Here is a 21,931-nt window from a genome sequence, read left to right on the forward strand (position 1 = left end):
GCCGCTTAGGAAGACCGCAGGATAGTGGCTTCCGTAGAAAATACGGAGCTTGCGACAGAAATTTTCTTAGCGGGTTAAAAAGTTACAAAGAACCAGTCGTAAACGACTGGTTCTTTGCGAGATTTCTTTGAAATCGAGCAAGTAAGATGATTTACATTGCTACAAATCATTAACCAGTGTTCAGACTGCCTTTTCGGGACTTAATAACCCCTCTAGTATAGCACATTTCTCAACAAAACGTGACCTTTTTAACAAATAAATCGTAAAAAAAGAGTTGCATCCTTACAACTCTCAGAACGTAGACAGACTATACTCTAAGTAAATAAACTGATTAGCTCTGCTAAGAAAAAATTAAATTTGATTTATTTTGCGAGCTGAGCGAGTCTAAACCGAGACTTTCCGCTGTGCTCAGACAGTCTGGGAGACTGTCTAAGGTGGGAAATCAAGAAAGTGAAACTTTCTCACTTCTCGGAGCGTTTGAGACCTTAGTCTCAATGACTAGGTATGGAATTCCGTAGGTAGCTCAAACAGTCTGGGAGACTGTTTGAGGAGTAAACCCAGAAACAAGAAAGTTTACTACCGTCCGACATCACCTCAGGAAAGTCCGAAAGGAGACTTTTGTCTACAAACTCTTCCTCTTCTATATAAATTCTGCATCTTGAATGGCATGTTTGACATCTTCTAATGGCAGATGAACCAGTTCACAGCCCTTCTCCTTGTAGAGATAGTGGGCATAGTCGTCCATACGGTACTCATTGATATAAACCACTCGTTTGCAGCCCACTTGCAGGAGCTGTTTGGAGCAATTCAGGCAGGGGAAATGTGTCACATAGGCAGTAAATCCTTTGGGGATACCTCGCTCTGCTCCTTGCAAAATCGCATTGACTTCTGCGTGGAGGGTTCGGGCACAGTGACCGTCAATCATCAGGCATTCTTGATCCAAACAATGCTCTGTACCAGAAACCGAACCATTATAGCCTGTCGCAATTACTTTATTGTCCTTGACCAAGACCGCACCGACCTTGGCACGCTTGCAGGTAGCACGATTGGCAATCAAAAGCGCCTGCGCCGCAAAATATTCATCCCAAGCTAGACGATTTGTTGACATAACTTATCCTTTCTATTCATCCAATAGCCGGTAAATTTCCGCCAAATCCTGCGCCGTGATAATACCAATCAAATCTTCTGGAGACTGAATATTGCCATGACCTTGGCGACTGACCAAGATGGTCGTCCGCTTGCGGCTTTCAAATTGGCTCATCACTTCATAAAGGCTGGTTTTGGCAGAGACTTGCACCACGCGAATACTGTCATCTTCACAGGCTAGGACATCCGCTAGGCTGGCCCGCTCCAATTTTTCTCGGATAGAGCCCGTCTCCTTGCTAGCCTTGGCAAGCCAGTTGGTCAATCCCTTGTCCGAAACCAAGCCTTGATAGGTATTTTGAGCGAAGATAGGAAATTTTGAAAAATGCTCCCTGTCCACTACTTCCAAGGCCTTAATCAGCTTGTCAGAGCCTTCAAAGGTAACGGGCTTGACTTTCTCAATCTGGCGCAAAAAGTTACCAATCGTCATGGGTTCTTGGTACTGGGCGATGACCTTTTCCAAAACCGCAATCAACTCCTGCGAAGGCTGGGCCACCTCCTGCAAATTGGTGCGATTTTCATGGACCAAGAGATTACGGAGCTGACGAGCTACATAGAGCTTGTCCCAGTTGGCCTCGACTGGATTGTGAGGACTGAGTTCCTTAGCCTTGGCAAGCATGGATGCTACGTCGGCGTATTCACCATCTGGAACCTTGCAGACCTTGCGCAAGATTTTATCCAAGTCATTAAAAAGCTGTAAAAAACGTGTTTCACTCATGTTAATCTACCATGTGCGATTTGAGATAGGCATCGACCATACGCTCAGTCGCCTGCACAGAGTCCAAATGGGTACGCTCGTAGGAATGGCTAGACTCAATTCCTGCACCCAGCAGGGCGTGTTTGACATCTGCACCTGCTCGCATAGCCGCAGAAGCATCTGAACCATAGTAAGGATAAATGTCTAATTTGTAAGGAATGTTTTCCTTCTCAGCCAAGGAAACGAGGTGCTGACGCAGTTCATAATGATAAGGACCGGAGCCATCTTTGACACAGATAGAAACCGTGTATTCATCCGTCTGCTGGTCGTCTCCCATCGCTCCCATATCAACCGCTAGGTACTCTACAACCTTATCTGGCAGGCTAGAATTAGCACCGTAGCCGATTTCTTCATTATTTGAAAAATAAAAATGGGTGGTGTAAGGCAGGGTGATACCCTCTTCCTTGTAGGTCTTGAGCAGGTTGATGAGAATGGCTGCCGAAACCTTGTCATCCAAATGACGGCTCTTGATAAAGCCAGTCGCTGTAACCACCGTACGCGGATCGAAGGAAATGAAATCTCCGACTTCAATACCCAAAGCGCGCGTCTCATCCGCAGAGCTTACTTTTTCGTCCAGTCGGATTTCCATATTGGTCTGATTGCGCTCAGCGGTATTAGCATCGCGGTAGACATGGACAGAAGTCTGGTGCATGAGAATGGTCCCCGTAAAGACCTTGCCGTTTTTCGCACAGTGAATCAGGCAGTTTTCACCTTCAATAGAAGGGTAGCCAAATCCTCCCACCAAATCCATTTTAATCCGACCGTCTGGTTTAATGGCCCGAACCATTGCTCCGAGTGTGTCTAGATGAGCAGTGACAATGCGGTGTTGTTGGTCACTTTCCCCCAGCACCGAAACCAGAATGCCGCCTTTAGCAGTCTTGGTCGCCTGATAGCCGAAGGACTCGACCTCGCTCTTGATATAGTTCATAATGTCCGTCGTAAAGCCCGTTGGCGACGGTGTATTGGTTAATTTTACAATATAATCTACTGTTTGCATGGAAACCTCCTGTTTGTAAGACTATTATACCACTTTTAGCCATTTATTTTGCTATAATGAAATCATGAAAACCTATCAAAAAATTTATCTTCTTTTGATCGAGCGACAGGATTATATCAGCGGTGAAGAAATTGCTCAAGAATTGGGGGTCTCTCGGACTTCGGTTTGGAAAGCTATTCGCCAGCTGGAAATGCATGGATTGACCATCGAGGCTGCCCGCAATCGAGGTTACAAGCTGGTGGAAGGCGATTTGCTCTTGCCGGATGTGATTGCTAAGACCTTGCAGATTCCTGTCTACATCAAGGCCGATAGCGACTCTACCCAATTGGACGCCAAACAAGGTATCGAAAACGGTCACCCCAGCCCTGCCCTCTATCTGGCTCCCCATCAAAACAAGGCCAAGGGGCGGTTCGGGCGCCCATTTTACGCCTCAAAATCCGGTGGCATCTATATGTCTCTCAGACTATCGCCCAATGTTCCCTTCTTGGAATTCAAGCCCTACACCATCTTGGTGGCAGCCGCGGTTGTGAAAGCTATCCAAGAATTGAGCGACTTGGACGTGCAAATCAAGTGGGTCAATGATATTTATCTGGGCAAGAAAAAAGTCGCTGGCATCCTGACCGAAGCCATTTCTTCCATGGAAAGTCAGACCATTACAGACGTCATCATCGGCGTTGGCATCAACGTGCATATTGATGATTTTCCAAAAGAGTTGAAAGAAACAGCAGGAAATCTCTTTGAGGACCAACCACCCTTTACCCGCAATCAACTCATCACAGCCATCTGGCAGGCCTTCTTCCACACAGATGAGCGGGAATTGATTGCCCTCTATAAAGAAAAATCACTTGTCGTTGGCCAACAAGTGAGCTTTGTCGAAAATAATGTGACTTTCACGGGCACAGCCATCGCCGTTACCGATACTGGAAACCTGGTCATTCAACTGGACAATGGCAGGGCCAAAATGATTTCTAGCGGAGAAATCAGCCTTTCTTCTTGGACGGACCATTAAAGAGGCGTATGAATTGCGTAACCTTATAGGCAAAATGAAGGTTGCGGATGACGATAAAGGCATAGATGCCCGCAATCAAAAAATCCCCAGCCAAAATCGAGGCATTCATAAAATAAGTCGCTAAAATCGTAGTCAATGCTAAAAATAGAAAATGTGATAGTCTCATACAATAGATTATAGCAAAAAATTCAGCCAATGGCTGATTTTTGTGTCTCAAACATCTTTCATGTCAAAAATCTCCAATTTGCACAGCCCGACATTGAATTTTTAATATCTGTCTTACTAAAAACAGCCAAATGAACTATGCTAGAAGAAGAAGTTTTCAGGGAGGAAAGCAATGTGAAAAAAATTCTTGCACTTATGCTTACAAGTTTTCTAGTCTTGGCTGGATGCCAAACCACTCTATCATCTGAGCCACAAGTATCCAATCTGGTGGATAAGTCCAGTCTAACCGAGGTCAAAAAACGGCTTGAAGCAACCTTGCCAGAAGAGGATGTCAACCAATTTTTATAGCGCTATTCTAACCCAGGCAACAAAAGATGTCACGGTTCATGCCCAAAAAATGTAAGAACATCTATCCACCATTTCATTTTCAGATAAGGCCAAAATGGTATCCGTTGTTATGCACGATGATTTGGACGGCAATAACCTCTTCATCAGTCACGTGGGTGTCATTGTTGAAGATGAAGAAGGCGCCCTTTTCGTCGAAAAACTTTCCTTCCAAGAACCCTACCAAGCCTGGAAATTCCAGAACAAGGAGGCTGTCTACTCTTACTTGCTAGACAGGTATGCCGTGGACTACAGCCAAGAAACTGCTCAGCCCTTTATCATGGAAAACGATAAACTTATAAAAACCAAATCGTAAGAAGAAACAAAAATCAATCACGGCAACAAAATGAAAGACTGCCTTGATTGATTTTTTTATATAGCAGAGGAGTTCTAATCCTCCACAATTTCCACTGTGTCTGCCAAGAATCCAAATTCCTCTGGCACTGGGCTTTCTTCTTTCTCAACAGTTTGCGCCTTGGCTCCTTTGGCTTTGGCTGAAAATTCCGCCCGAATGGACAACCAATCTTCGTGGGCGATGGCCAAGATTTGCGGTGAAAATCCGGCAGCCTTGCTGAGAATATTGCCAAACATGGTATTGAGATTGTCCCGTTTCATGGTTTGTTCAGCATTAAGCGGGGACTCAAAGGCTAAAATTGCGTGATTTTCATTGGCCGCAACCGGCTGTGAACCGACTAGCAAGGCACGGTCTGCACCGGACAAGCTCTCGATAATCTCTCCCCAAGTATTTTGTAGGCGGGTCAAATTTTCACGCGCCTGAGCTGGATTTTCCATGGCCTCTTGCAAAATAGCATGAACCTTACTGGTGTCTAATTTGTATTTCTTAGGTGCCTGTGGCTTGCGGGAAACCGGCTTGACTTGGACAGGCTGGCTAGATAAATTAGCCAATTGTTGCTGCAAGTCTGCCACCTGCTGCTGGAGCTTGGTCAATTGCTGGACCAAATCGTCTGGTAGCTCTGCCATTGCTCCAAAAGACGAACCGTCCTCAGCCAATCGAATGGTCATCATCTCTGCGTAAATCTTGGGTTGGGGACTGGTCTTAATATCGCTCAATCCCTTGGTCACTTGCTCAATCATGGCAAAAATCCGCGCTTGAGGCAGGGCCAAATTTTCCGTAAAACCTACGGTTAAGTGCGTATCCTCACCACCGGTCTGAACCACGAGCATGTCCCGCAGATAATGGAGCAAGTCCGTCGCAAACCGGCTCATACTCTTGCCTTGGTCGAACAAGGTCTGTAAGTGACTGAGGGCCCCTAGGCTATCTGCTTGACGAAGGCTGGTCACATAATCATCCAGCGCCTTCAAACTGATAGAGCCTGTGATTTCCTCAGCGATAGCCAGGGTGATTTCTTGATTGGGACTGAGACTGAGAGCCTGATCGAGGATTGACAGGGCATCCCGCATCCCACCTTCTGCCCGACGGGCAATGACAGTCAGAGCTTGGCTGTCAAAGGCAAGACCTTCCTTGGTCAAAATTGCCGCCAGATGCCCCTGAATGTCGGTCACCTTGATAGACTTAAATTCAAACCGTTGAACCCGAGACAAAATGGTCGCTGGAATTTTGTGCAACTCCGTCGTTGCAAGGATAAAGACCACATTTTCAGTCGGTTCTTCCAAGGTTTTCAAGAGGGCATTAAAGGCCCCAGTCGACAGCATGTGCACCTCGTCGATGATATAGACCTTATAGGTCGCAAGGCTAGGTGCGTAGGTCGATTTGTCCCGAATATCACGAATTTCATCGACACCATTATTGGATGCCGCGTCAATCTCAATCACATCCTCCAGACTTCCTTCGGTAATAGCCCGACAGATATAGCAGTCATTGCAAGGCTCGCCATTGACTTGGTTGGGACAGTTCATGGCCTTGGCAAAAATTTTAGCAGCAGAGGTTTTTCCTGTTCCCCGAGGGCCTGAGAAAAGGTAGGCATGGCTGATTTTTTCCTGTTCGATGGCCTGCTTAAACGTGGTCGCCACAACTTCCTGCCCAACCATTTCCTCAAAGGTCTGGCTCCGGTATTTCCGATATAAGGCTTGATACATTAGCGCTTTTCTCCAAACATAGCAAAATTCCAATTTGTCTTGTCCACTAGGAGGGCGACAAATTTCTCAAGGTATTCTTGGTCAATGGCATCATAATCCGCAACAAGTCTGGAATCCAAGTCCAAAACGCCCAAGAGCTGACTGTTTTTCACCATAGGCACCACGATTTCGGACATGGCTGCCGCATCGCAGGAGATGTAGTTAGTGTGGGTCCGGACATCGTCTACGATAATGGTCTGACGTTTCTCTGCCGATTCCCCACAGACACCCTTTCCAAGGGCAATGTGAACGCAGGATACGCCACCCTGAAATGGCCCCAAAATCAATTCCTGCCCGTCATACAAGTAAAAACCTGTAAAGACAGATTGAGGCAAAGCTTGATTGAGCAGAGCCGAGGCATTGGACAAATTAGCTAGCGCATTGGTTTCTCCGTCGAGGAGGGCTTCCAATTGAGCCAGCAAGAGTTGATACTGTGCGATTTTTTCTTGATTTTTCATAGAATTATTATAGCACAGAATGAAGAACATTTATAGTTCCAAGTAAAAAAGAAAAAGGCTTGCGCCTACTTCATCACCCACAAGAGGATAGCCAGGTCAATCAGGACCCCAACTGTCCAAGCCAATTTAAAATACCATTTTTGGGTCTTGTGACGGAAACGATTGCCACCTGCCCAGGCACCCAGACCACCGCCCAGGTAAGACATCAAAAGCAGAGTCTTTTCAGAAATCCGATAGGCACCCTTTCTGGCCTTGCCCTTGTCCATACCGTAAGTCAGAAAGACAACCAGGTTCCACACTAACAACAGCATGGCCACAACTTGTTTACTGTCCATTTTTCTCTCTTTCTACTTTCGCTCAATAAAATTCAATCTGGCCGACGGTCAATCCTGCCCAAGCTCTTATTCATCGAGTTGGATTGACATCGAAGATGATTTTCACAGAGCATTACTACTTCAACTTTACCATACTATACTGATAGAGACAAGAAAAAAAACGATTCAGAAAATCTGAACCGTCTTTTAGATATCGTCTAAAGTATCCTGCAACCAATTCAGTTGGGCACGATTTCGAGCAATTGCTCGATTTAGAATCAAGTATCTTCCGAAATTCTCGCGAATCGCTTCCTTATCAGAAAACAGGTGATTTTTCCGATCTTCTAGATGGCGCAAATGCTTGTCAACCAGCTCAATCTGGCCTTCCAATAAAACTGGAATCCGTTTATCATTGCGGTTGCGAATGAAGAACAATTTCAAGGAGAAAATATCTTTCTGCTGTGGTGTGTCTTCATTTGGGACAGACAACCACTCATCTAAGATTTTCATTCCCTCTTCGGTCATCGCATACTGCTTTTCCTTATCGTTACCAGGTACTGGATGACAGGTAATCCATTGGTCGCTGGTCATCCGCTTCAACTCTGGATAGACTTGACTATGGGCTACTTGCCAAAATTCTCCCAAATCACGCTGGACGAACTCTGTTATTTGTTTTCCTGTTACCATACTATCACTGGAAGCCATAATCCCCAAAATGATATTGGGCAACACTCTCTGCTTCGGCATCTTAACCACGCTCTCTCAAAATACTCTCCACCTTGGTATTTATCAAGTCAATAGCCACGACATTGGAAACCCCTTCAGGGATGACAATGTCCGCATAACGTTTGGTTGGCTCGATAAATTGGTGATACATAGGTTTCACTACCGAGGTGTATTGATCAATAATACTATCCAAACTCCGCCCGCGTTCTAACATGTCTCTCTTGATCCGACGAATAATGCGAATGTCATCGTCTGTATCCACAAAAATTTTAATATCCATCAAATCGCGAAGACGCTGATCCTCAAGCACCAAGATTCCTTCTACAATAAAGACATCTTGAGGGTCTTGACGATAGGTTTTGTCAGAACGAGTGTGTTGGGTATAGTCATAAATCGGAATGTCCACTGCTCGACCTGCTAACAATTCTCCTATATGATAAATCATGAGATCTGTGTCAAAAGCCAGTGGATGGTCGTAATTGGTTAAGATACGTTCTTCAAATGTCAGGTGAGATTGATTCTTATAGTAAGAATCATGTTCAATCATTGAAATTCGTGCATCAGGAAAATTATCCAAGATCGCGCGAGACACACTGGTCTTGCCGCCGCCCGATCCACCTGTTACGCCAATAATAATCGGTTTCTGTGTCATATCAACTCCTTCTCTTATCAATACTATTTTAACACGAAACGTGCTATAATGAAAAGAATAACACATAAAGAAATGAGATTTTATGCTTAAATTTGGAATTATTGGAACTTCATCCATTTCTCATGAATTTATTAAAGCGGCCCAAAAAAGTCAAGCCTATCAACTAAGCGCCGTCCTGTCTAGAAATATTGAGACCGCCAGAAATTTTTCTGCTCCTTATGAAAATGTAATTTTATACACAGGTATGCAAGAGTTTCTGGCATCGGACTTGGACCTGGTTTATATCGCCAGTCCCAATTCCCTTCATTTTGAACAGGCCAAGGCCGTGCTGGAGACTGGTAAACATGCCATTGTCGAAAAAACCATGGTATCACGGCCTGATGAATTGGCTAGGCTGAGACAAATAGCCAAGGAAAAAGGTATCTTTCTCTTTGAAGCGGCCCGTAATTACCAGGAAGAGGCATTTGCCATTATTCGTGACTTCCTGGCTGATCAGACTATTTTGGGTGGCTACTTTGGCTATGCCAAGTATTCATCAAAAATGCCTGAGTTGCTGGCGGGCCAGACACCCAATATCTTCTCGACAGATTTTTCAGGTGGGGCCCTCATGGATTTGGGTGTCTATACTCTCTATGCGGCTATCGGCTTGATTGGCACTCCCAAGTCTGCTCGCTACACAGCCCAGCAATTGCCGTCCAGCTTGGATTTGAACGGTAGTGGACAACTCATTTATGATGACTTCTTCGTGACCATTCAGGCTGGAAAAAATGTGACCAGTGACCTGCCAAGCGAAATCTATACAGCGGATGGCACCTTGGTCCTGGATGGTTGCCAACGGATCAGCTCTGCTATTTTCAAAAAACACGACGGTAGCCAAATTGCCCTGCCTGTCCAAGTAGCTCCGCACCCCATGCTGGAGGAGGCGGTCAACTTTGCTCGGGTCATCCGGGAGCAAAACCATGAACTGGCGGACCAGTGGCTGGATGTGGCCCAGGCCGTCCACCAAACCCTTTACACCATGCGCAAGGACGCAGGAATCACCTTTAAGGCGGATACGATATGAAAACCAACTTCCCAACTAGCTGGCTGGACCAGCTGACACAGGCCGGATTTGAAGACTTCACTCCGGTTCAAACTCAGGCTTTCGAGCCTATCAAAAATGGACAGTCCCTGCTGGCTGTCAGCCCAACAGGCACCGGCAAGACCCTGGCCTATCTCTGGCCTAGTTTGCTGGCCTTGACGCCCAAAAAAGCCCAACAATTGCTGATTTTAGCACCAAATACAGAACTAGCTGGACAAATTTTTGATGTCTGCAAGACCTGGTCGGAGACGATCGGCCTCACTGCCCAGCTCTTTTTGTCTGGCTCCAGTCAAAAGCGCCAGATTGAGCGACTGAAAAAAGGACCTGAAATCCTTATCGGAACGCCCGGTCGGATTTTTGAGCTCATCAAGCTGAAAAAAATCAAGATAATGAATGTTAACACCATTATCCTGGATGAATTTGACCAGCTTTTTAGCGATTCCCAGTACCATTTCGTGGAAAAAATTATCAACTACGTCCCTCGGGACCACCAGTTGGTCTATATGAGTGCGACAGCCAAGTTTAACCGGGAAAAGATTGGTCCTGATGTGCTGACCTTGGACCTTTCCGAGAAGAAATTGGACAATATCCAGCATTGCTACATGATGGTGGACAAGCGAAATCGTCTGGAAGTCCTTCGCAAGTTTGCCAATATCCCTGATTTCCGAGCCCTTGCCTTCTTCAACAGCCTATCGGACCTGGGTGCTAGCGAGGATAAGTTGCTCTACAACGGTGCCAATGCTGTTTCGCTGGCATCTGATGTCAATGTCAAGTTCCGCAAGGTTATCATCAAGCGGTTCAAAAACCATGAAATCAACCTCTTGCTGGCTACAGATATGGTAGCGCGTGGGATTGACATCGATAATCTGGAATGCGTCCTCAACTTCGAGGTTCCCTTTGACCAGGAGGCCTATACCCACCGAGCAGGTCGTACCGGTCGTATGGGCAAGGAGGGCTTGGTTATCACCCTGGTATCCAGCCCAAGCGAGCTCAAACAGTTGAAAAAATACGCCCAAGTGCAAGAAGTCATCCTAAAACAACAGGAATTGTATAAGGTCTAAGAACTAAGCTATAATAAACAGTTACTCCCTAGCCAGATTGAAGCTAGGGAGTTTTGGTTATTTCCACAGAATGCTGATTAATATCAGGCTTAATCCTGCAACGATGTTCAGATAGGGATTGCCATACAGTGGACTCACTGCAATGAGAAAGAAACCAACCGAGAGCAAAAATGGATGTTTATTTTTCTTAAACATTATTCTGTTCCAGCCTTCACCTTGTTTGCTGAAATAACAAACGGTGTCCAGATCAGGAAGGCAATGAAGAGGTTGAAGAGTGATACAAGGGCTGCCATCACATTACCACCAGTTGCCAAGTAAGCATACAAGCCTGGAGGTGTAATCCATGGAACCGCTAAGAAGACAGGCGGAATCAAGCCCATAGAGGTCGCTAGATAGGCAATTGTTGCACAAACAGGCGGTACAATCAACCATGGAATAACAAAGAGTGGGTTCAGTACCATTGGAATACCAAATGTGATTGGTTCGTTGATATTAAAGATTCCCATTGGTGTTGAAAGACGAGCTACTGTTTTATATTCTTCTCGTTTAGAGAAAATGAAGATGGCGAGGATGAGCGCCAATGTAACCCCTGAACCACCCATTTGAGCGTAGGCATCAAAGGAACCACGAGTCCATAACCATGGTAAGTCTGCCGCGCTTCTTGTCGCTTCATAAACGGCAGTATTCTCATTGAGGGCAACCCCGTAGATACCATCCATAACTGGTGCCAAAACGTTGTGACCATGTAAGCCAAAGAACCAGAAAAGCTGAACCAAGAAGGTAAGCAAAATAACTGAGCCAATACCTTGAGATAGACCCATCAATGGCATCTGGATATAGGTTGAAATTACATCACTCAAGGCTTGACCAGTCGCAGCGTAGACTGCATAAGCCAAGATTGAAGATGCGTAAATAGCTGCTGTACCAGGGATGATGGCTACAAAGGCTTTGTTTACCGCAGGCGGTACTGTATCTGGTAACTTGATAGTAATATTCCGTTTTACCAGACTGGCATAGACAAATGTTGATAGGAAGCCAATGAAGAGGGCGGTGAAAAGACCGGTAGCTCCCGCATATTTCAAAGCAATGGCTCCCCATTCACTTGTTTCAAGTACAGATGCACCATCATTTGTTGCTATTGTCAGCCCCAAGTCTTTCAAAGCTGTTATAACTGAATTATCTAGTCCATCGAGAGCTGTGGAGATTGTCAAGCTCTGTGGCATAGTAGAAATAAAGGAAGCAAAGGAAATCAAACCACCTGCCAAAGGGTTGACCTTGTGCATATTAGACAAATTGTAGCCTAAGGCAAATGAGAAAACGAGGGCCATTATACCAATGGTACCAAAATAGACATAACCATTGACATTTATCAGTGGTTGCATAGCCTCTGCAAAGCCAGTCCACCCCATATTATTTGGGATGTCCCTCAGAAAAACATTGAGCAAGACTGCTACTGAACCGGCCATGGTAACTGGCATCATAGAAATAAAGGAATCTCGAATCGCAACTAAATGCCTTTGCGAGCCGATTTTCCCAGATATTTCCATAAACTTATCAGAAATATTTGACATAATCTGTCTCCTTTTTATTTTTTTCTTCCGCTTTAAACGGTTTTGTGACAAATTTGTTAACAAAGAAAATCAAATCATGATTCATTCCTAAAAATAGTCTTTTGCAGAAAACCTACCTCTATGAAACTAGTGGGCAAATGATTTGATTTCTGAAAAATATTATCCGGCTTCTTGTGTGGCATAACGAACCAAGGCATCTAATTGTGCCTCTGTCTGCCGTTCTAGACTTTTTGCCATCAATTTTTCCATCAGGAAATAATTAGCCTTGGTAAAAAAATCCGCAGCTTCCACTCCATAAGAATACTGAATACTGGTATGTCCCTTATCTACAGGAGTCAATTGATAGGTCATCGTTTCCTTGCCTCGATTAGATGAGAATCGAACAGAATAGAGGGATGGACTGGCCAACTCCAGCAGGGTGACTTGGACACTATGCTGATGTTTCTCGCCAAATCGTTTTTGGTAGGTTAAGCCAGCTACCAAGTCAACTTCCGCCGGCTCCTCACAAGTATTTTGTCGATAATCTTCTTTTAAGGACGTCACTATCGCCTCGAAAAGTCGATCAATAGAAACCGGATAAGTTTTTGTGATTTCCATTCCTCCTCCTTTCTATATACCCGCAGATGGCTCTGTAGCATTGTTTAGCTGTCCAATCGTTCGTACAAACTAACAATCTCTTTGGCCATATCAATGAAGGTAATGGCATTCATCAGATGGTCTTGACCATGCACCATGAGCAAGGATACCTCAACAGATTGTCCACCTGCTTCCTGAGCCAACAGACTTGTTTGTGACTTGTGGGCAATATTCAAGGAATCATTGGCCTGTTCAAGCTTTGCATGCGCATCTGCAAATTCGCCTTTTTTAGCAGCCTGAATGGCTTGGACAGCCAAGCCTTTGGCATCACCACCATACATGATTAAACCCATAATGGATTCTAAATTGCCTGAAGAATTCATATTATTCTCCCATTAACTTTAGCGCGGCATCTAAAACATTAGCACCATTCATAACACCATAGTCCATCATATTGATGGAATCCACCTTGATACCTGGCTCAAATTTTCCTTTGTATTCATTCAAGAGGAATTTGACCTGTGGTCCTAATAAGAGAACATCAATTTCCTTTTGAGCCACTTCGGAATCAGCTTCAGAAACAGGAACCGCCCAAATAGTAGCTTCAAGACCTTTTTCCTCTGCTGCTTTTTGCATCTTAGTTACCAACATACTTGTTGACATACCTGCATTACATACTAACATAATGTTTTTCATTATCTTTTCCTCCTATTTCTGTTTTTGTATTAAGGGAATAAAAATAGTTACTAATTCATCATAGGTTGGATTGTTCAACAACCGTTTTTGTAGGTCTTTGTCTTTGACAAACTCGACCAGACAGGGGGATATATATTTTATGTGAGAATTTCGCCCCGTTGAAGGGGATAGTAAGAATACAAAATGAACGATTCCCTCCTCACCCCAACGGATACCTTCTTTAGAAATACCTACTACAATCTGTTCTGAATAGCTCATTGCTACCGCAGGATGAGGGAAGGCCAACGTTTCTTCAAATACTACAGAGCTATAGGTCTCCCGCAGATGAACCTGGTCTAAAAATATTTCTACAAAACCTGGCTGACTAGCTTCATTCAGCTTCATTGTCAACTCTTCCAACAGGGTCATTCGTTCCCTATTTTCATCGACTACCACAATCCGACTCGGTCCAAAGACCGCCTCAGCAATCTGACGCGCTTGAGCATGGTCCATATTTTCCCCATGTTCCTCACCCATCGAAAAGGTCAAACCTTGTTGCAAATGTTGCTTTATCTTTGCGACATCCTCTCCGGATAGAAAAACGGAAACCGTGATAACCGGTGTCATAAAGATAAGATTGGATAGACTGACAGATGAGATAATCAACTCAATATCAGACAATCGCTCCTCGGTCACCTCGTAATAGCTGACCACATCTACAATTTCTATACTTGAAGAAAATTCTTTCTCCAGCCGATTTTTCAACATCAAGGCACTACCGACACCTGTTGAGCAAACGACCAATACCTTTGTCTTTCGCTGTGGATTGTACCGTTCAACTGCCGCCATCAAGTGCAGGGAAAGATAAGCCCATTCATCATCTGAAACTTTATAACCTTGAAAGAGGGGCATTTGTCCAAAGACCTCCTTTGTGAGGTCAAAGACTTCCGCATAATCCCTACGAATCTCCTCCGTCAATGGATTATCCAAGACAATCCCATTTTCCAGTCGGATTTTTAGGGGTAACATGTGGGCTAGAATTCCTTTAAACAACTGCTGATCGGCAGAAAGTTCTAAACCGATCTTACGAGACAAATGGAGCAAACTATCTTGAATTTGCTGTCTCAAGGCCACTTCTGCCTGGTCTATTTTGGCCAGATTTTCCGTCAGCTTAACCTTCAAATGAAGGGCAATATAATTTGCTTCTTCCTCAGGAATCAATAGGTCAAAGGCTCCTTCAATTTTCCTGAGAATTTTTTGGGCAACCTGATATTCCTTAGAGCGACTAATTTGTTCTGAAATGGGAAAGCGTTCAATTGCAGAGCCAGCCCGCATCCGCTGCAACATCAGGGCGATATGAAGGACCAAATTTTGCAATACAAAATCTGATAGACGAAGACTTGCATCCCGACATTCATCAATCACAATCCTCATAATTTCTGTGAAATTGATGGATGGAAGGAGGTTATTCTCAACGAGTCCATATAAGGTTTTCCCTAGCTGTTCGCTGAAAAAATAATCCATGATAAAATGCCGAATCGCCGTCTCTTTACCAGTGATTTCTAAACCTGCTTTTGTCATATTTAATTCCATATCGTAGGATGACAATAGGTTTCGGATATCAACAATCACCGAGTGCAGGGTTGTTTTACTGATAAATAAGTCCCTTTCCAATTCCGCCAATGTTGGCGACTGTCCTTCAAACAAGAGCTTATTGAGCACAAATCTCTGCCTGTCCACAGCTTCTTCCACCGAATGAAGATTGGTCAGCTGCCTTTTGGAAGAAAGGGAGGATTGCCAAAAGGTTTCAAATGCACGAGAATCATCCACTTGCAGATGATAACCGAGACCAGGCTTTGATAGCAATTGACTCCCGCTATTTTGTAGCGAAGCCGTTAACTGCTTCAGATAGGTTCTAGCCGTACGGTCGCTAATATGCAGCTGCTGAGCAATTTCCAAACTAGAAACGTAATCATCTGGATGGTCGATTAGAAATTCTAATAATCGAATCTCCTTTTTTGATAGCATCTCGTCCTCCTTTCCAAACTTAAAATCTGTATTCAAAAGCCCTGTAGCTCTATAGATTTATAATAACATACACACAAGAAATTGACTATTCTTCTTTTTTCCTTAGCATTGATGAAAGATTGCGACTAAACTACTTTTAAGCGAAAGGCCTGCCATGGCTTCAAAAAGGAAACCAACGGCCAATCCTCAGGATGTATGGTTCCAACGATATTTGCCTTAGGGGATAGCTCCAGTTCCTTAATGACAATGTGGAGTTCTCCTTTGTAGCGACCGTAGAGGTCATTATCAATGATGACAGTCCCGGCTTCTACCTTGCGATATCCATCTGTCTGAGCAGGAATAGAGTTATCTTTATATATAATTCGTGGCATGGTTGAACGAATAACATAAGCAGAGATATCCCCACGATAATTGTGACTAAAATCAATAATCTCTCTCTCAATATCGGTCACGTGTTCTGCCAATTGCACTCTGAAAGTCAGAACATCTTCATCGAGCACCTCTTGAATAGACTCTAATTCTTCTTCTATCACGAACTGATTGGAAATCAATACCCAATCAATCAAACCAGTCGCTTTTATCCACGCAATTTGACGAGCTAATTCTTGATGACGGTGTTCTTCTAGAGTTGGTAACCCTTCAGACAAGGGCCATGGGCCCTCTGTTGCAGTCTGCGAGGAGACAAAGGCTGCCGATGTAATCCCCTCTTGTCTATAAAACTCTGACATTTCGAGAAAGTAATCTTCCGAAAGTGCCGTATATTCATGGGGATAAAAATTATGACAGGCAATTATATTCTCTCTATTAGCTCCTGCTTGCAAGAGATCTGTCAATAATCTCTTATCTGTACTCATGTTCAACTCAATTTTCAGCTGATAAGGATTTTGTGTCAGAGAAACAATTTCTTCCAAGGGCAGAGCTTCATCCAAGCGAATCCCTGCAACTCCGAATGCATGCGCTTTTTCAATAAGGGAATCTTTCCAACCACAGGATTCAATGAAGCCTGGACTGATATCTGCAATCACTAGCATCCCCTTTTGGTTGGCATAGGAAATAACTGAACGATACAGGTCAAACACCTCGGAATTATCTGGCCCAATCTGGAGCAAGCTGATAAAAATCCTCCTTGCACCATATCGTTCCATCAAATCGATGTAGCTCTGACATTTCTCCAAGCCATGTCGCTCCGGATAGATTGAAAATCCAAAGTTTGTCATATTCCCCCTCCTACCTACTAAAGCCGTTGGCTTGACTGACTTCCTTAAACCAATAACCTGATTTTTTGATGATTCTCTTTTGAGTGCTCAAATCCAGCTCAACCAAGCCATATCTATTTTTATAAGCATTTAACCAAGACCAGCAGTCAATAAAGGTCCAAAGCATGTAACCCTTACAATTGGCGCCTTCTTGAATGGCTCGATGTAGCTCAATCAAATGGTCTTGAATAAATTCAATCCGATAATCATCCTGAATATAGCCATCCTCTTTGAAGGCCTCTTCTCCTTCCACGCCCATGCCGTTTTCCGTGACCAGCCAAACGATATTGCCATAGTCCTTTTTCAAATTCATGGCAATGTCATAAAGGCCGCGTTCATAGATTTCCCAGCCACGGTGAGGGTTGATTTTCTTGCCAGGCATATCATAAGAGGCAAAGAAATGTTCCGTCGTCAACAAGTCACCCTCCTCAAAGATTACTTTCGGAGCCTGTACTCGGAGAGGCTGATAGTAGTTGACTCCAAGGAAATCAACCGTATTTTCCCTGATGATAGCAAGTTCCTCTTCTGTAACATCTGGTCTGAGCCCGTATTCATCGATAATGGCTACCAATTCTTCTGGGTAGGCCCCCAATACAGACGGATCCAAAAAGCTCTTGGTCTGGAAAAGTTCGGCAATGCGGGCAGCTTTCTGGTCTTCAGGACTGTCACTCCTTGGGTAGGCAGGAGTCAGATTGAGCACAATAGAAATCTGATGGTCTGGATGCAATTCATGACAGGCCTTGACTGCCAAGGAGCTGGCTAATTGAGTATGGTAAGCCACCGCTACTGCAGCCTTAGCATCAACTTTACAGGGATAATGGTAGGAGCCCAGATAGCCACACTCTACCGGCACAATCGGCTCATTGAAGGTCACCCAGTGGTCCACCAAATCCCCAAATAATTCAAAACATTTCCGAGCGTAGGCTTCATAGGCCCAAACCGTTTCCTTGGATTCCCATCCTCCTTTTTCCTGCAAAGCATAAGGTAGGTCAAAATGATAGAGATTGACCAGCAACTTGATACCCAAGGCATTGACCTGCTGAAAAACATCCCGGTAAAATTCCACAGCCCTTGGATTGACCTGACCGACACCGTCCGGGATTAAACGTGACCATTGGATAGATGGCCGAAAAATCGTATGCCCCGTTTCTTTCAAAAGCTCAATATCGGTTTGATAGTTTTTATAAAAAGTGGAGGTCACATCCGGACCAATCTGCCCATGGAAACGCTCCGGCTCAATCCCAAACCAGTAATCCCAGTTGTTCAAGCCCTTTCCGTCACCTGGCTCTATCCCCTCACTCTGTGGACCAGAGGTGGATGAACCCCAGAGAAATCCTTCTGGAAATTGATAAAATGTCCCTTGTTCTGTCATTATACTTTCCTTTCTGCTTTGATGGCTTCAATGCTGGATACAAATTGCGGTAAATAATCCGCATGTGCAAGCAATAGGTCTTTTAATAGTTCTTCTGCTTTAGGTCCGTTGGCAATCAAGGGATTGAGATAGAAGGCTTGCAAGAGCAAGTCATAATCACCTGTCACCGCAGCTTCTACCGTTGCTAATTCCATCTCCTTCATCAGCTTCAAATAAGCAGTCACCAGAGGTGGACTTGGCGGACAGCCGAGCGGAATAGCCCCATGAGCTGTAATAATAGCAGTCACCTCCACAACACAATTTTCTGGTAGATAGGGAATCACACCCCGATTGACCGTCGAAACGGTTAACTCCTGGTGGCTGTCATTGTAAATGGCCACAATCAACTGGCAGGCAATATCGCTGTAATAAGCTCCGCCCCGTTTCTCCAACTGCTTGGGCTTTTCTTGTAAATGAGGGTCGGCGTAGAGCTGGAACAGTTCCTTTTCTACCTCTTGGACCACTGCGGCACGCACCCGCCCAGCCTGGTATTGCTGGAGGGCATCATCCAACATCTCCTTTTCCAAAAAATAATAGCGGTGATAGTCACACGGCAGCAGGCCAATTGTCCGAAGTAAGTCAATTGAAAATTCCAAATTACTGATATTTTTCACCGCATCTGCTGGACGGCTTGCCTGATTCCCATAGAGTTTCTCCATCACTTCCATGGTCCGATTTTTTCCAAAACGGTCCCAAACCTGATGAAAATGAAAATGATTCAAACCGATATGGCGGGTCATAGCCTCAGATTCCTGAAGACCAAGCACCTCTGCGGCAGCCTTCTTTTGCCCAATCGGAATATTGCATAGACCTATCACCTTTTCCCAACCCAGGTAATTGACAATAGCCTCCGTCACCATGCCAGCAGGATTCGTAAAGTTAATCAGCCAGGCATCTGGACAGAGCTCTTTCATTTCAGCAATGATGTTCTTATAGGCTTGAATGGTCCGCAGAGCCTTAAAAATACCTCCAGCTCCATTAGTCTCTTGACCTAAAAATCCATGACTGAGAGGAATGGTTTCATCCAAGTATCGCGCCTGCAATTGACCTACCCGAAATTGAGAGGTCACAAAATCTGCATTTTTCAGAGCGCTTCTCCTATCCAAGGTCGCATGAATTTCCCAGTCAAGACCAGCTTTTTTGACCATGCGTTTGGCAAGTTCTACCACGATTTCCAATTTTTCTCGGCCATCTTCGATGTCCACAAACCACCATTCTTTGATAGGTACTTCGGTATGTCTTAGAATCATTCCTTCTACCAGTTCCGGTGTATAGCTTGAGCCACCACCTATTGTTACGAGTTTGACCATAGGCATTATCCTCCATTTTACTCTTACTAAAAGTATACTCTTAATATACTGGATTTGTAAACGGTTTCTAAGACCAAACTTTTCCTTTTCCCTACGGAAAATCCTTGGGTTCTGGGCAAAGAAAAACCTATGCTCATGGTGAACATAGGTTAGATATGATCTTATTTAAGCGCCGGGTCCGGCATCAAATTGATTGTAATAAATCAATTGAGGATTGAGTTCTTGCCCCAGTAATTCACTAGAAGTCACCAACTTGAAGCCTTGGCTCGCAAAATACTGGAGCGTTGGTTCGACACTTTCTACACTGGTAGGGTGGATATCGTGGAGCAAAACGATAGAGCCAGGAATCGTATTGGCCTTAATGGTTTCCAAAATGACCGCAGGATTCCGGCTGGACCAGTCATTGGAATCCACTGACCAATAGATAATGGGCATATTAATGACATTCATGGTCGCTTGATTGACTGCTCCGTACGGCGGCCGCATGAGCTTGGGCTTGTAGCCCAGGATCTTTTCCAGAGCAGCCTGGGTGTCACCAACTTCTGACTGAACAGCCTCTGGACTGATGCCTGTTAACTTCGGATGGTTCCAGGTATGGTTACCAATTTCATGACCTTCTGCCACCATTCGCTGGATAATATCCTCATTACCAGCAATATTTTTCCCTAAAATAAAGAAGGTTGCTTTGACATTGTATTTCTTCAAAATATCCAAAATCTTTGGTGTCGTCTGGCGGTTGGGACCGTCGTCAAAGGTCAGAGCAATCCGTTTTTGATTGGCCAATTCTTCTTTTTCCTTTTGGTACTTGTCGTAGTTTTCCTGATCTGTGACTGTCAAATGATGGCCGGACAAGCAATCATAGAGCTCTGAGATGGAAATGGCTAGGGTCTCCACTTGATAGCCTTCTGGCAGGTTTAACAGAAACTGACTCTCTCGGTAGCTGAAGGATAGATTTTCCACATCTTCCTGGCCAAATTTCTGGAGAAGCTGGTCGATTTCTGCCTGCTCTATGCCTTGACTAGCCAATTCTCTCTGCAGGTGAGATGAGACAATGGCACGAAAAACTCCCTGGTCCTCAACCAAATGTTTCAAACTAAAGACCTCTTGCTCCGCTGTCAGTAAAATCTGCTCCACATCCTGTTTTTTCTGAGAAACCAACTTGGTTCCCCGTACCTTGTAAGGCCTTGTTCGAATCCGATAAGCTATGATGTCTTTGTACTCAGAGTTTTCCTTATCCACACTGAAAAAATGCAGTCCTGTCGTTCTAGATTGAGGCCCTTCCTGGCCGAATTGCTTTTTCACCAGTGCTAGGACCTCGTTCTGAATCACCGAAATCGGATTCCCAGCTTCATCTTCTGGAATGGCAACTTGAACAAATTCTGAACCGATTTTCCCAGCCTGTCGATAAACATTGCTTTCCTTAGAATAGTTCAATTTTAGCTGTTTGACGTCATCTCTCAAGGCCTGTTCCTGGTATTTTCCATAAGCAAAGACCAACATACCAAGGCACACTAAAAAAAGAATGCTATTGACAACCAACAGCGCAACATTTTGTTTTTTCATATAAGCAAATCTCTTTCATAGATATATAACTATCATAGTATAAAAACGACTTTTTTTCAATCAATATTCGGTTTCTGAAAACAGTTACATAAAACAAAAAAGAGCCTAACCTTTTCGACTCCTTTTCATCTCTTAGTCTGCGCGAATAACTTCCACACGGTAGCCATCTGGGTCCGTTACAAAATAGTAACGTCCTGGATTGCCTGGTAATCCACTGAGGTCTGTCGTTGGATAGCCAAGCGCCTTGTGCTTAGCATTGTCCCCTTCCAAATCATCGGAAGAGAGAGCCAGGTGTGAAAAACCATCCCCAACCACATAAGGACCGTGATCGTAATTATAAGTCAATTCAATCTCAAACTCATCACCTGGAAGTGCCAAATACACCAAGGTAAACTTGTGGTCCGGATAATCCTTACGACGGGTTTCCTTAAATCCAAAGGCTTCTTCGTAGAACTTTTGAGAAGCTTCTAAGTTTTCAACACGCAAACAAGCGTGCAACATTTTTTTACTTGCCATGTTAGACTCCTTTTATTTGATACTTAAATTCTATCATAAAATACATGAAAAATCTGATATCTGATATGAAAAGTGGACCATCACAAGGACGGTCCACCTTATATAGGCTCTATAATTTCTGTAGTGGGTAAATCCACTGTAGAGATTATGTAGCCTTTTTGAGTGTATACAAAAAATCCCA

The 21,931-nt window shown here is 44.3% G+C and carries 24 protein-coding genes; 5 read left to right on the plus strand and 19 right to left on the minus strand.

Annotated features, from left to right (window positions below; translation table 11 throughout):
• Nucleotides 1-640: 640 nt before the first annotated feature.
• From ACHBHN_RS09695 to ACHBHN_RS09705, 3 genes are read right to left on the minus strand one after another with little or no spacing between them, the layout of a single operon-like run.
• Complete coding sequence (locus ACHBHN_RS09695) at nucleotides 641-1,108, minus strand: deoxycytidylate deaminase (protein ID WP_394733993.1); 468 nt, start codon at nucleotides 1,106-1,108, stop codon at nucleotides 641-643.
• A 12-nt stretch (nucleotides 1,109-1,120) separates the two neighbouring features.
• Entirely contained in the window at nucleotides 1,121-1,861 is a 741-nt protein-coding gene (locus tag ACHBHN_RS09700; RefSeq protein ID WP_105123479.1) for a CBS domain-containing protein, read from the minus strand.
• A gap of 1 nt (nucleotide 1,862) precedes the next feature.
• Nucleotides 1,863-2,897, minus strand: coding sequence for a M42 family metallopeptidase (locus ACHBHN_RS09705; protein WP_394733994.1), 1,035 nt, complete (start codon nucleotides 2,895-2,897; stop codon nucleotides 1,863-1,865).
• A 64-nt stretch (nucleotides 2,898-2,961) separates the two neighbouring features.
• On the opposite strand from ACHBHN_RS09705, the gene birA reads away from it, so the two are divergent.
• Nucleotides 2,962-3,906, plus strand: a complete 945-nt coding sequence (birA, locus tag ACHBHN_RS09710) for a bifunctional biotin--[acetyl-CoA-carboxylase] ligase/biotin operon repressor BirA (protein WP_105123477.1) — start codon at nucleotides 2,962-2,964, stop codon at nucleotides 3,904-3,906.
• Here the strand turns inward: birA and ACHBHN_RS09715 are convergent.
• Nucleotides 3,878-4,072, minus strand: a complete 195-nt coding sequence (locus ACHBHN_RS09715; protein WP_125265352.1) for a DUF3272 family protein — start codon at nucleotides 4,070-4,072, stop codon at nucleotides 3,878-3,880. The two genes, birA and ACHBHN_RS09715, sit on opposite strands and share 29 nt — an antisense overlap.
• 173 nt (nucleotides 4,073-4,245) lie before the next feature.
• Here ACHBHN_RS09715 and ACHBHN_RS09720 point away from each other — a divergent pair, with 173 nt between their 5' ends.
• Both ACHBHN_RS09720 and ACHBHN_RS09725 read left to right on the plus strand, forming a co-directional pair.
• A complete protein-coding gene (locus tag ACHBHN_RS09720) occupies nucleotides 4,246-4,419 on the plus strand; it encodes a DUF4300 family protein (protein WP_161943054.1) in 174 nt (57 codons plus the stop codon).
• A 70-nt stretch (nucleotides 4,420-4,489) separates the two neighbouring features.
• Nucleotides 4,490-4,771 (plus strand): DUF4300 family protein, encoded by a 282-nt coding sequence (locus ACHBHN_RS09725; RefSeq protein ID WP_394733998.1) that lies wholly within the window; start codon nucleotides 4,490-4,492, stop codon nucleotides 4,769-4,771.
• Between the two features lie 74 nt (nucleotides 4,772-4,845).
• On the opposite strand, the gene dnaX is transcribed toward ACHBHN_RS09725, so the two are convergent.
• The 5 genes from dnaX to udk all read right to left on the minus strand — a co-directional run bounded on the left by dnaX (nucleotide 4,846) and on the right by udk (nucleotide 8,702).
• Nucleotides 4,846-6,513, minus strand: coding sequence for a DNA polymerase III subunit gamma/tau (gene dnaX / locus ACHBHN_RS09730; protein WP_394733995.1), 1,668 nt, complete (start codon nucleotides 6,511-6,513; stop codon nucleotides 4,846-4,848).
• The gene (locus ACHBHN_RS09735; RefSeq protein ID WP_318831016.1) at nucleotides 6,513-7,010 is read right to left on the minus strand and encodes a GAF domain-containing protein; all 498 of its coding nucleotides are present in this window, start codon (nucleotides 7,008-7,010) and stop codon (nucleotides 6,513-6,515) included. The genes dnaX and ACHBHN_RS09735 overlap by 1 nt, the downstream gene beginning before the upstream one ends.
• Before the next feature lie 65 nt (nucleotides 7,011-7,075).
• Nucleotides 7,076-7,345 (minus strand): DUF1294 domain-containing protein, encoded by a 270-nt coding sequence (locus tag ACHBHN_RS09740; protein WP_105111262.1) that lies wholly within the window; start codon nucleotides 7,343-7,345, stop codon nucleotides 7,076-7,078.
• Nucleotides 7,346-7,531: 186 nt separating this feature from the next.
• Nucleotides 7,532-8,071 carry a PadR family transcriptional regulator gene (locus tag ACHBHN_RS09745; RefSeq protein ID WP_105111261.1) on the minus strand — a complete coding sequence of 180 codons (540 nt, stop codon included), beginning with the start codon at nucleotides 8,069-8,071 and terminating at the stop codon, nucleotides 7,532-7,534.
• Nucleotide 8,072: 1 nt separating this feature from the next.
• The gene (gene udk, locus ACHBHN_RS09750; protein ID WP_105123473.1) at nucleotides 8,073-8,702 is read right to left on the minus strand and encodes a uridine kinase; all 630 of its coding nucleotides are present in this window, start codon (nucleotides 8,700-8,702) and stop codon (nucleotides 8,073-8,075) included.
• Between the two features lie 82 nt (nucleotides 8,703-8,784).
• On the opposite strand from udk, the gene ACHBHN_RS09755 reads away from it, so the two are divergent.
• On the plus strand, nucleotides 8,785-9,765 hold the full coding sequence (locus tag ACHBHN_RS09755; RefSeq protein ID WP_394732746.1) for a Gfo/Idh/MocA family protein: 981 nt from the start codon (nucleotides 8,785-8,787) through the stop codon (nucleotides 9,763-9,765).
• Entirely contained in the window at nucleotides 9,762-10,844 is a 1,083-nt protein-coding gene (locus tag ACHBHN_RS09760) for a DEAD/DEAH box helicase (RefSeq protein ID WP_105123471.1), read from the plus strand. Before ACHBHN_RS09755 ends, ACHBHN_RS09760 begins: the two co-directional genes overlap by 4 nt.
• A gap of 194 nt (nucleotides 10,845-11,038) precedes the next feature.
• Here ACHBHN_RS09760 and ACHBHN_RS09765 read toward each other — a convergent pair whose 3' ends face one another.
• The 10 genes from ACHBHN_RS09765 to ACHBHN_RS09810 all read right to left on the minus strand — a co-directional run bounded on the left by ACHBHN_RS09765 (nucleotide 11,039) and on the right by ACHBHN_RS09810 (nucleotide 21,750).
• Nucleotides 11,039-12,415 (minus strand): PTS sugar transporter subunit IIC, encoded by a 1,377-nt coding sequence (locus tag ACHBHN_RS09765; RefSeq protein ID WP_105111257.1) that lies wholly within the window; start codon nucleotides 12,413-12,415, stop codon nucleotides 11,039-11,041.
• 159 nt (nucleotides 12,416-12,574) lie between these two features.
• A complete protein-coding gene (locus ACHBHN_RS09770; protein ID WP_394719137.1) occupies nucleotides 12,575-13,012 on the minus strand; it encodes a DUF3284 domain-containing protein in 438 nt (145 codons plus the stop codon).
• Nucleotides 13,013-13,056: 44 nt separating this feature from the next.
• The gene (locus tag ACHBHN_RS09775; RefSeq protein ID WP_105111255.1) at nucleotides 13,057-13,374 is read right to left on the minus strand and encodes a PTS lactose/cellobiose transporter subunit IIA; all 318 of its coding nucleotides are present in this window, start codon (nucleotides 13,372-13,374) and stop codon (nucleotides 13,057-13,059) included.
• 1 nt (nucleotide 13,375) lies between these two features.
• Complete coding sequence (locus tag ACHBHN_RS09780) at nucleotides 13,376-13,687, minus strand: PTS sugar transporter subunit IIB (RefSeq protein WP_105111254.1); 312 nt, start codon at nucleotides 13,685-13,687, stop codon at nucleotides 13,376-13,378.
• A 12-nt stretch (nucleotides 13,688-13,699) separates the two neighbouring features.
• Nucleotides 13,700-15,694, minus strand: coding sequence for a BglG family transcription antiterminator (locus tag ACHBHN_RS09785; protein WP_394732084.1), 1,995 nt, complete (start codon nucleotides 15,692-15,694; stop codon nucleotides 13,700-13,702).
• A 125-nt stretch (nucleotides 15,695-15,819) separates the two neighbouring features.
• Nucleotides 15,820-16,911, minus strand: a complete 1,092-nt coding sequence (locus ACHBHN_RS09790) for a DUF871 domain-containing protein (protein WP_105123467.1) — start codon at nucleotides 16,909-16,911, stop codon at nucleotides 15,820-15,822.
• 10 nt (nucleotides 16,912-16,921) lie between these two features.
• The gene (locus tag ACHBHN_RS09795; RefSeq protein WP_105123466.1) at nucleotides 16,922-18,322 is read right to left on the minus strand and encodes a glycoside hydrolase family 1 protein; all 1,401 of its coding nucleotides are present in this window, start codon (nucleotides 18,320-18,322) and stop codon (nucleotides 16,922-16,924) included.
• Nucleotides 18,322-19,677: a 6-phospho-beta-glucosidase gene (locus ACHBHN_RS09800; RefSeq protein ID WP_394733996.1), complete on the minus strand. Its 1,356-nt coding sequence runs from the start codon at nucleotides 19,675-19,677 to the stop codon at nucleotides 18,322-18,324. Before ACHBHN_RS09800 ends, ACHBHN_RS09795 begins: the two co-directional genes overlap by 1 nt.
• Nucleotides 19,678-19,836: 159 nt before the next feature.
• Entirely contained in the window at nucleotides 19,837-21,234 is a 1,398-nt protein-coding gene (locus tag ACHBHN_RS09805; protein WP_394733997.1) for a polysaccharide deacetylase family protein, read from the minus strand.
• 132 nt (nucleotides 21,235-21,366) lie between these two features.
• Nucleotides 21,367-21,750, minus strand: a complete 384-nt coding sequence (locus ACHBHN_RS09810) for a VOC family protein (RefSeq protein ID WP_105111248.1) — start codon at nucleotides 21,748-21,750, stop codon at nucleotides 21,367-21,369.
• Nucleotides 21,751-21,931: the final 181 nt, after the last annotated feature.

The organism is Streptococcus sp. A22, assembly GCF_043674215.1.
Classification (GTDB): Bacteria; Bacillota; Bacilli; order Lactobacillales; family Streptococcaceae; genus Streptococcus; species Streptococcus suis_V.

Excerpts from the sequence above, each read along its gene's own strand:
- ACHBHN_RS09765 (WP_105111257.1), bottom strand. The coding sequence starts at position 12,415 with ATGTCAAATATTTCTGATAAGTTTATGGAAATATCTGGGAAAATCGGC.
- ACHBHN_RS09745 (WP_105111261.1), bottom strand. The coding sequence starts at position 8,071 with ATGCCGAAGCAGAGAGTGTTGCCCAATATCATTTTGGGGATTATGGCT.
- ACHBHN_RS09770 (WP_394719137.1), bottom strand. The coding sequence starts at position 13,012 with ATGGAAATCACAAAAACTTATCCGGTTTCTATTGATCGACTTTTCGAG.
- ACHBHN_RS09700 (WP_105123479.1), bottom strand. The coding sequence starts at position 1,861 with ATGAGTGAAACACGTTTTTTACAGCTTTTTAATGACTTGGATAAAATC.
- ACHBHN_RS09780 (WP_105111254.1), bottom strand. The coding sequence starts at position 13,687 with ATGAAAAACATTATGTTAGTATGTAATGCAGGTATGTCAACAAGTATG.
- ACHBHN_RS09800 (WP_394733996.1), bottom strand. The coding sequence starts at position 19,677 with ATGCCTATGGTCAAACTCGTAACAATAGGTGGTGGCTCAAGCTATACA.
- ACHBHN_RS09715 (WP_125265352.1), bottom strand. The coding sequence starts at position 4,072 with ATGAGACTATCACATTTTCTATTTTTAGCATTGACTACGATTTTAGCG.
- ACHBHN_RS09775 (WP_105111255.1), bottom strand. The coding sequence starts at position 13,374 with ATGAATTCTTCAGGCAATTTAGAATCCATTATGGGTTTAATCATGTAT.
- ACHBHN_RS09740 (WP_105111262.1), bottom strand. The coding sequence starts at position 7,345 with ATGGACAGTAAACAAGTTGTGGCCATGCTGTTGTTAGTGTGGAACCTG.
- dnaX (WP_394733995.1), bottom strand. The coding sequence starts at position 6,513 with ATGTATCAAGCCTTATATCGGAAATACCGGAGCCAGACCTTTGAGGAA.
- udk (WP_105123473.1), bottom strand. The coding sequence starts at position 8,702 with ATGACACAGAAACCGATTATTATTGGCGTAACAGGTGGATCGGGCGGC.
- ACHBHN_RS09785 (WP_394732084.1), bottom strand. The coding sequence starts at position 15,694 with ATGCTATCAAAAAAGGAGATTCGATTATTAGAATTTCTAATCGACCAT.
- ACHBHN_RS09810 (WP_105111248.1), bottom strand. The coding sequence starts at position 21,750 with ATGGCAAGTAAAAAAATGTTGCACGCTTGTTTGCGTGTTGAAAACTTA.
- ACHBHN_RS09790 (WP_105123467.1), bottom strand. The coding sequence starts at position 16,911 with ATGACAAACTTTGGATTTTCAATCTATCCGGAGCGACATGGCTTGGAG.
- ACHBHN_RS09755 (WP_394732746.1), top strand. The coding sequence starts at position 8,785 with ATGCTTAAATTTGGAATTATTGGAACTTCATCCATTTCTCATGAATTT.
- ACHBHN_RS09805 (WP_394733997.1), bottom strand. The coding sequence starts at position 21,234 with ATGAAAAAACAAAATGTTGCGCTGTTGGTTGTCAATAGCATTCTTTTT.
- ACHBHN_RS09760 (WP_105123471.1), top strand. The coding sequence starts at position 9,762 with ATGAAAACCAACTTCCCAACTAGCTGGCTGGACCAGCTGACACAGGCC.
- birA (WP_105123477.1), top strand. The coding sequence starts at position 2,962 with ATGAAAACCTATCAAAAAATTTATCTTCTTTTGATCGAGCGACAGGAT.
- ACHBHN_RS09735 (WP_318831016.1), bottom strand. The coding sequence starts at position 7,010 with ATGAAAAATCAAGAAAAAATCGCACAGTATCAACTCTTGCTGGCTCAA.
- ACHBHN_RS09795 (WP_105123466.1), bottom strand. The coding sequence starts at position 18,322 with ATGACAGAACAAGGGACATTTTATCAATTTCCAGAAGGATTTCTCTGG.
- ACHBHN_RS09705 (WP_394733994.1), bottom strand. The coding sequence starts at position 2,897 with ATGCAAACAGTAGATTATATTGTAAAATTAACCAATACACCGTCGCCA.
- ACHBHN_RS09695 (WP_394733993.1), bottom strand. The coding sequence starts at position 1,108 with ATGTCAACAAATCGTCTAGCTTGGGATGAATATTTTGCGGCGCAGGCG.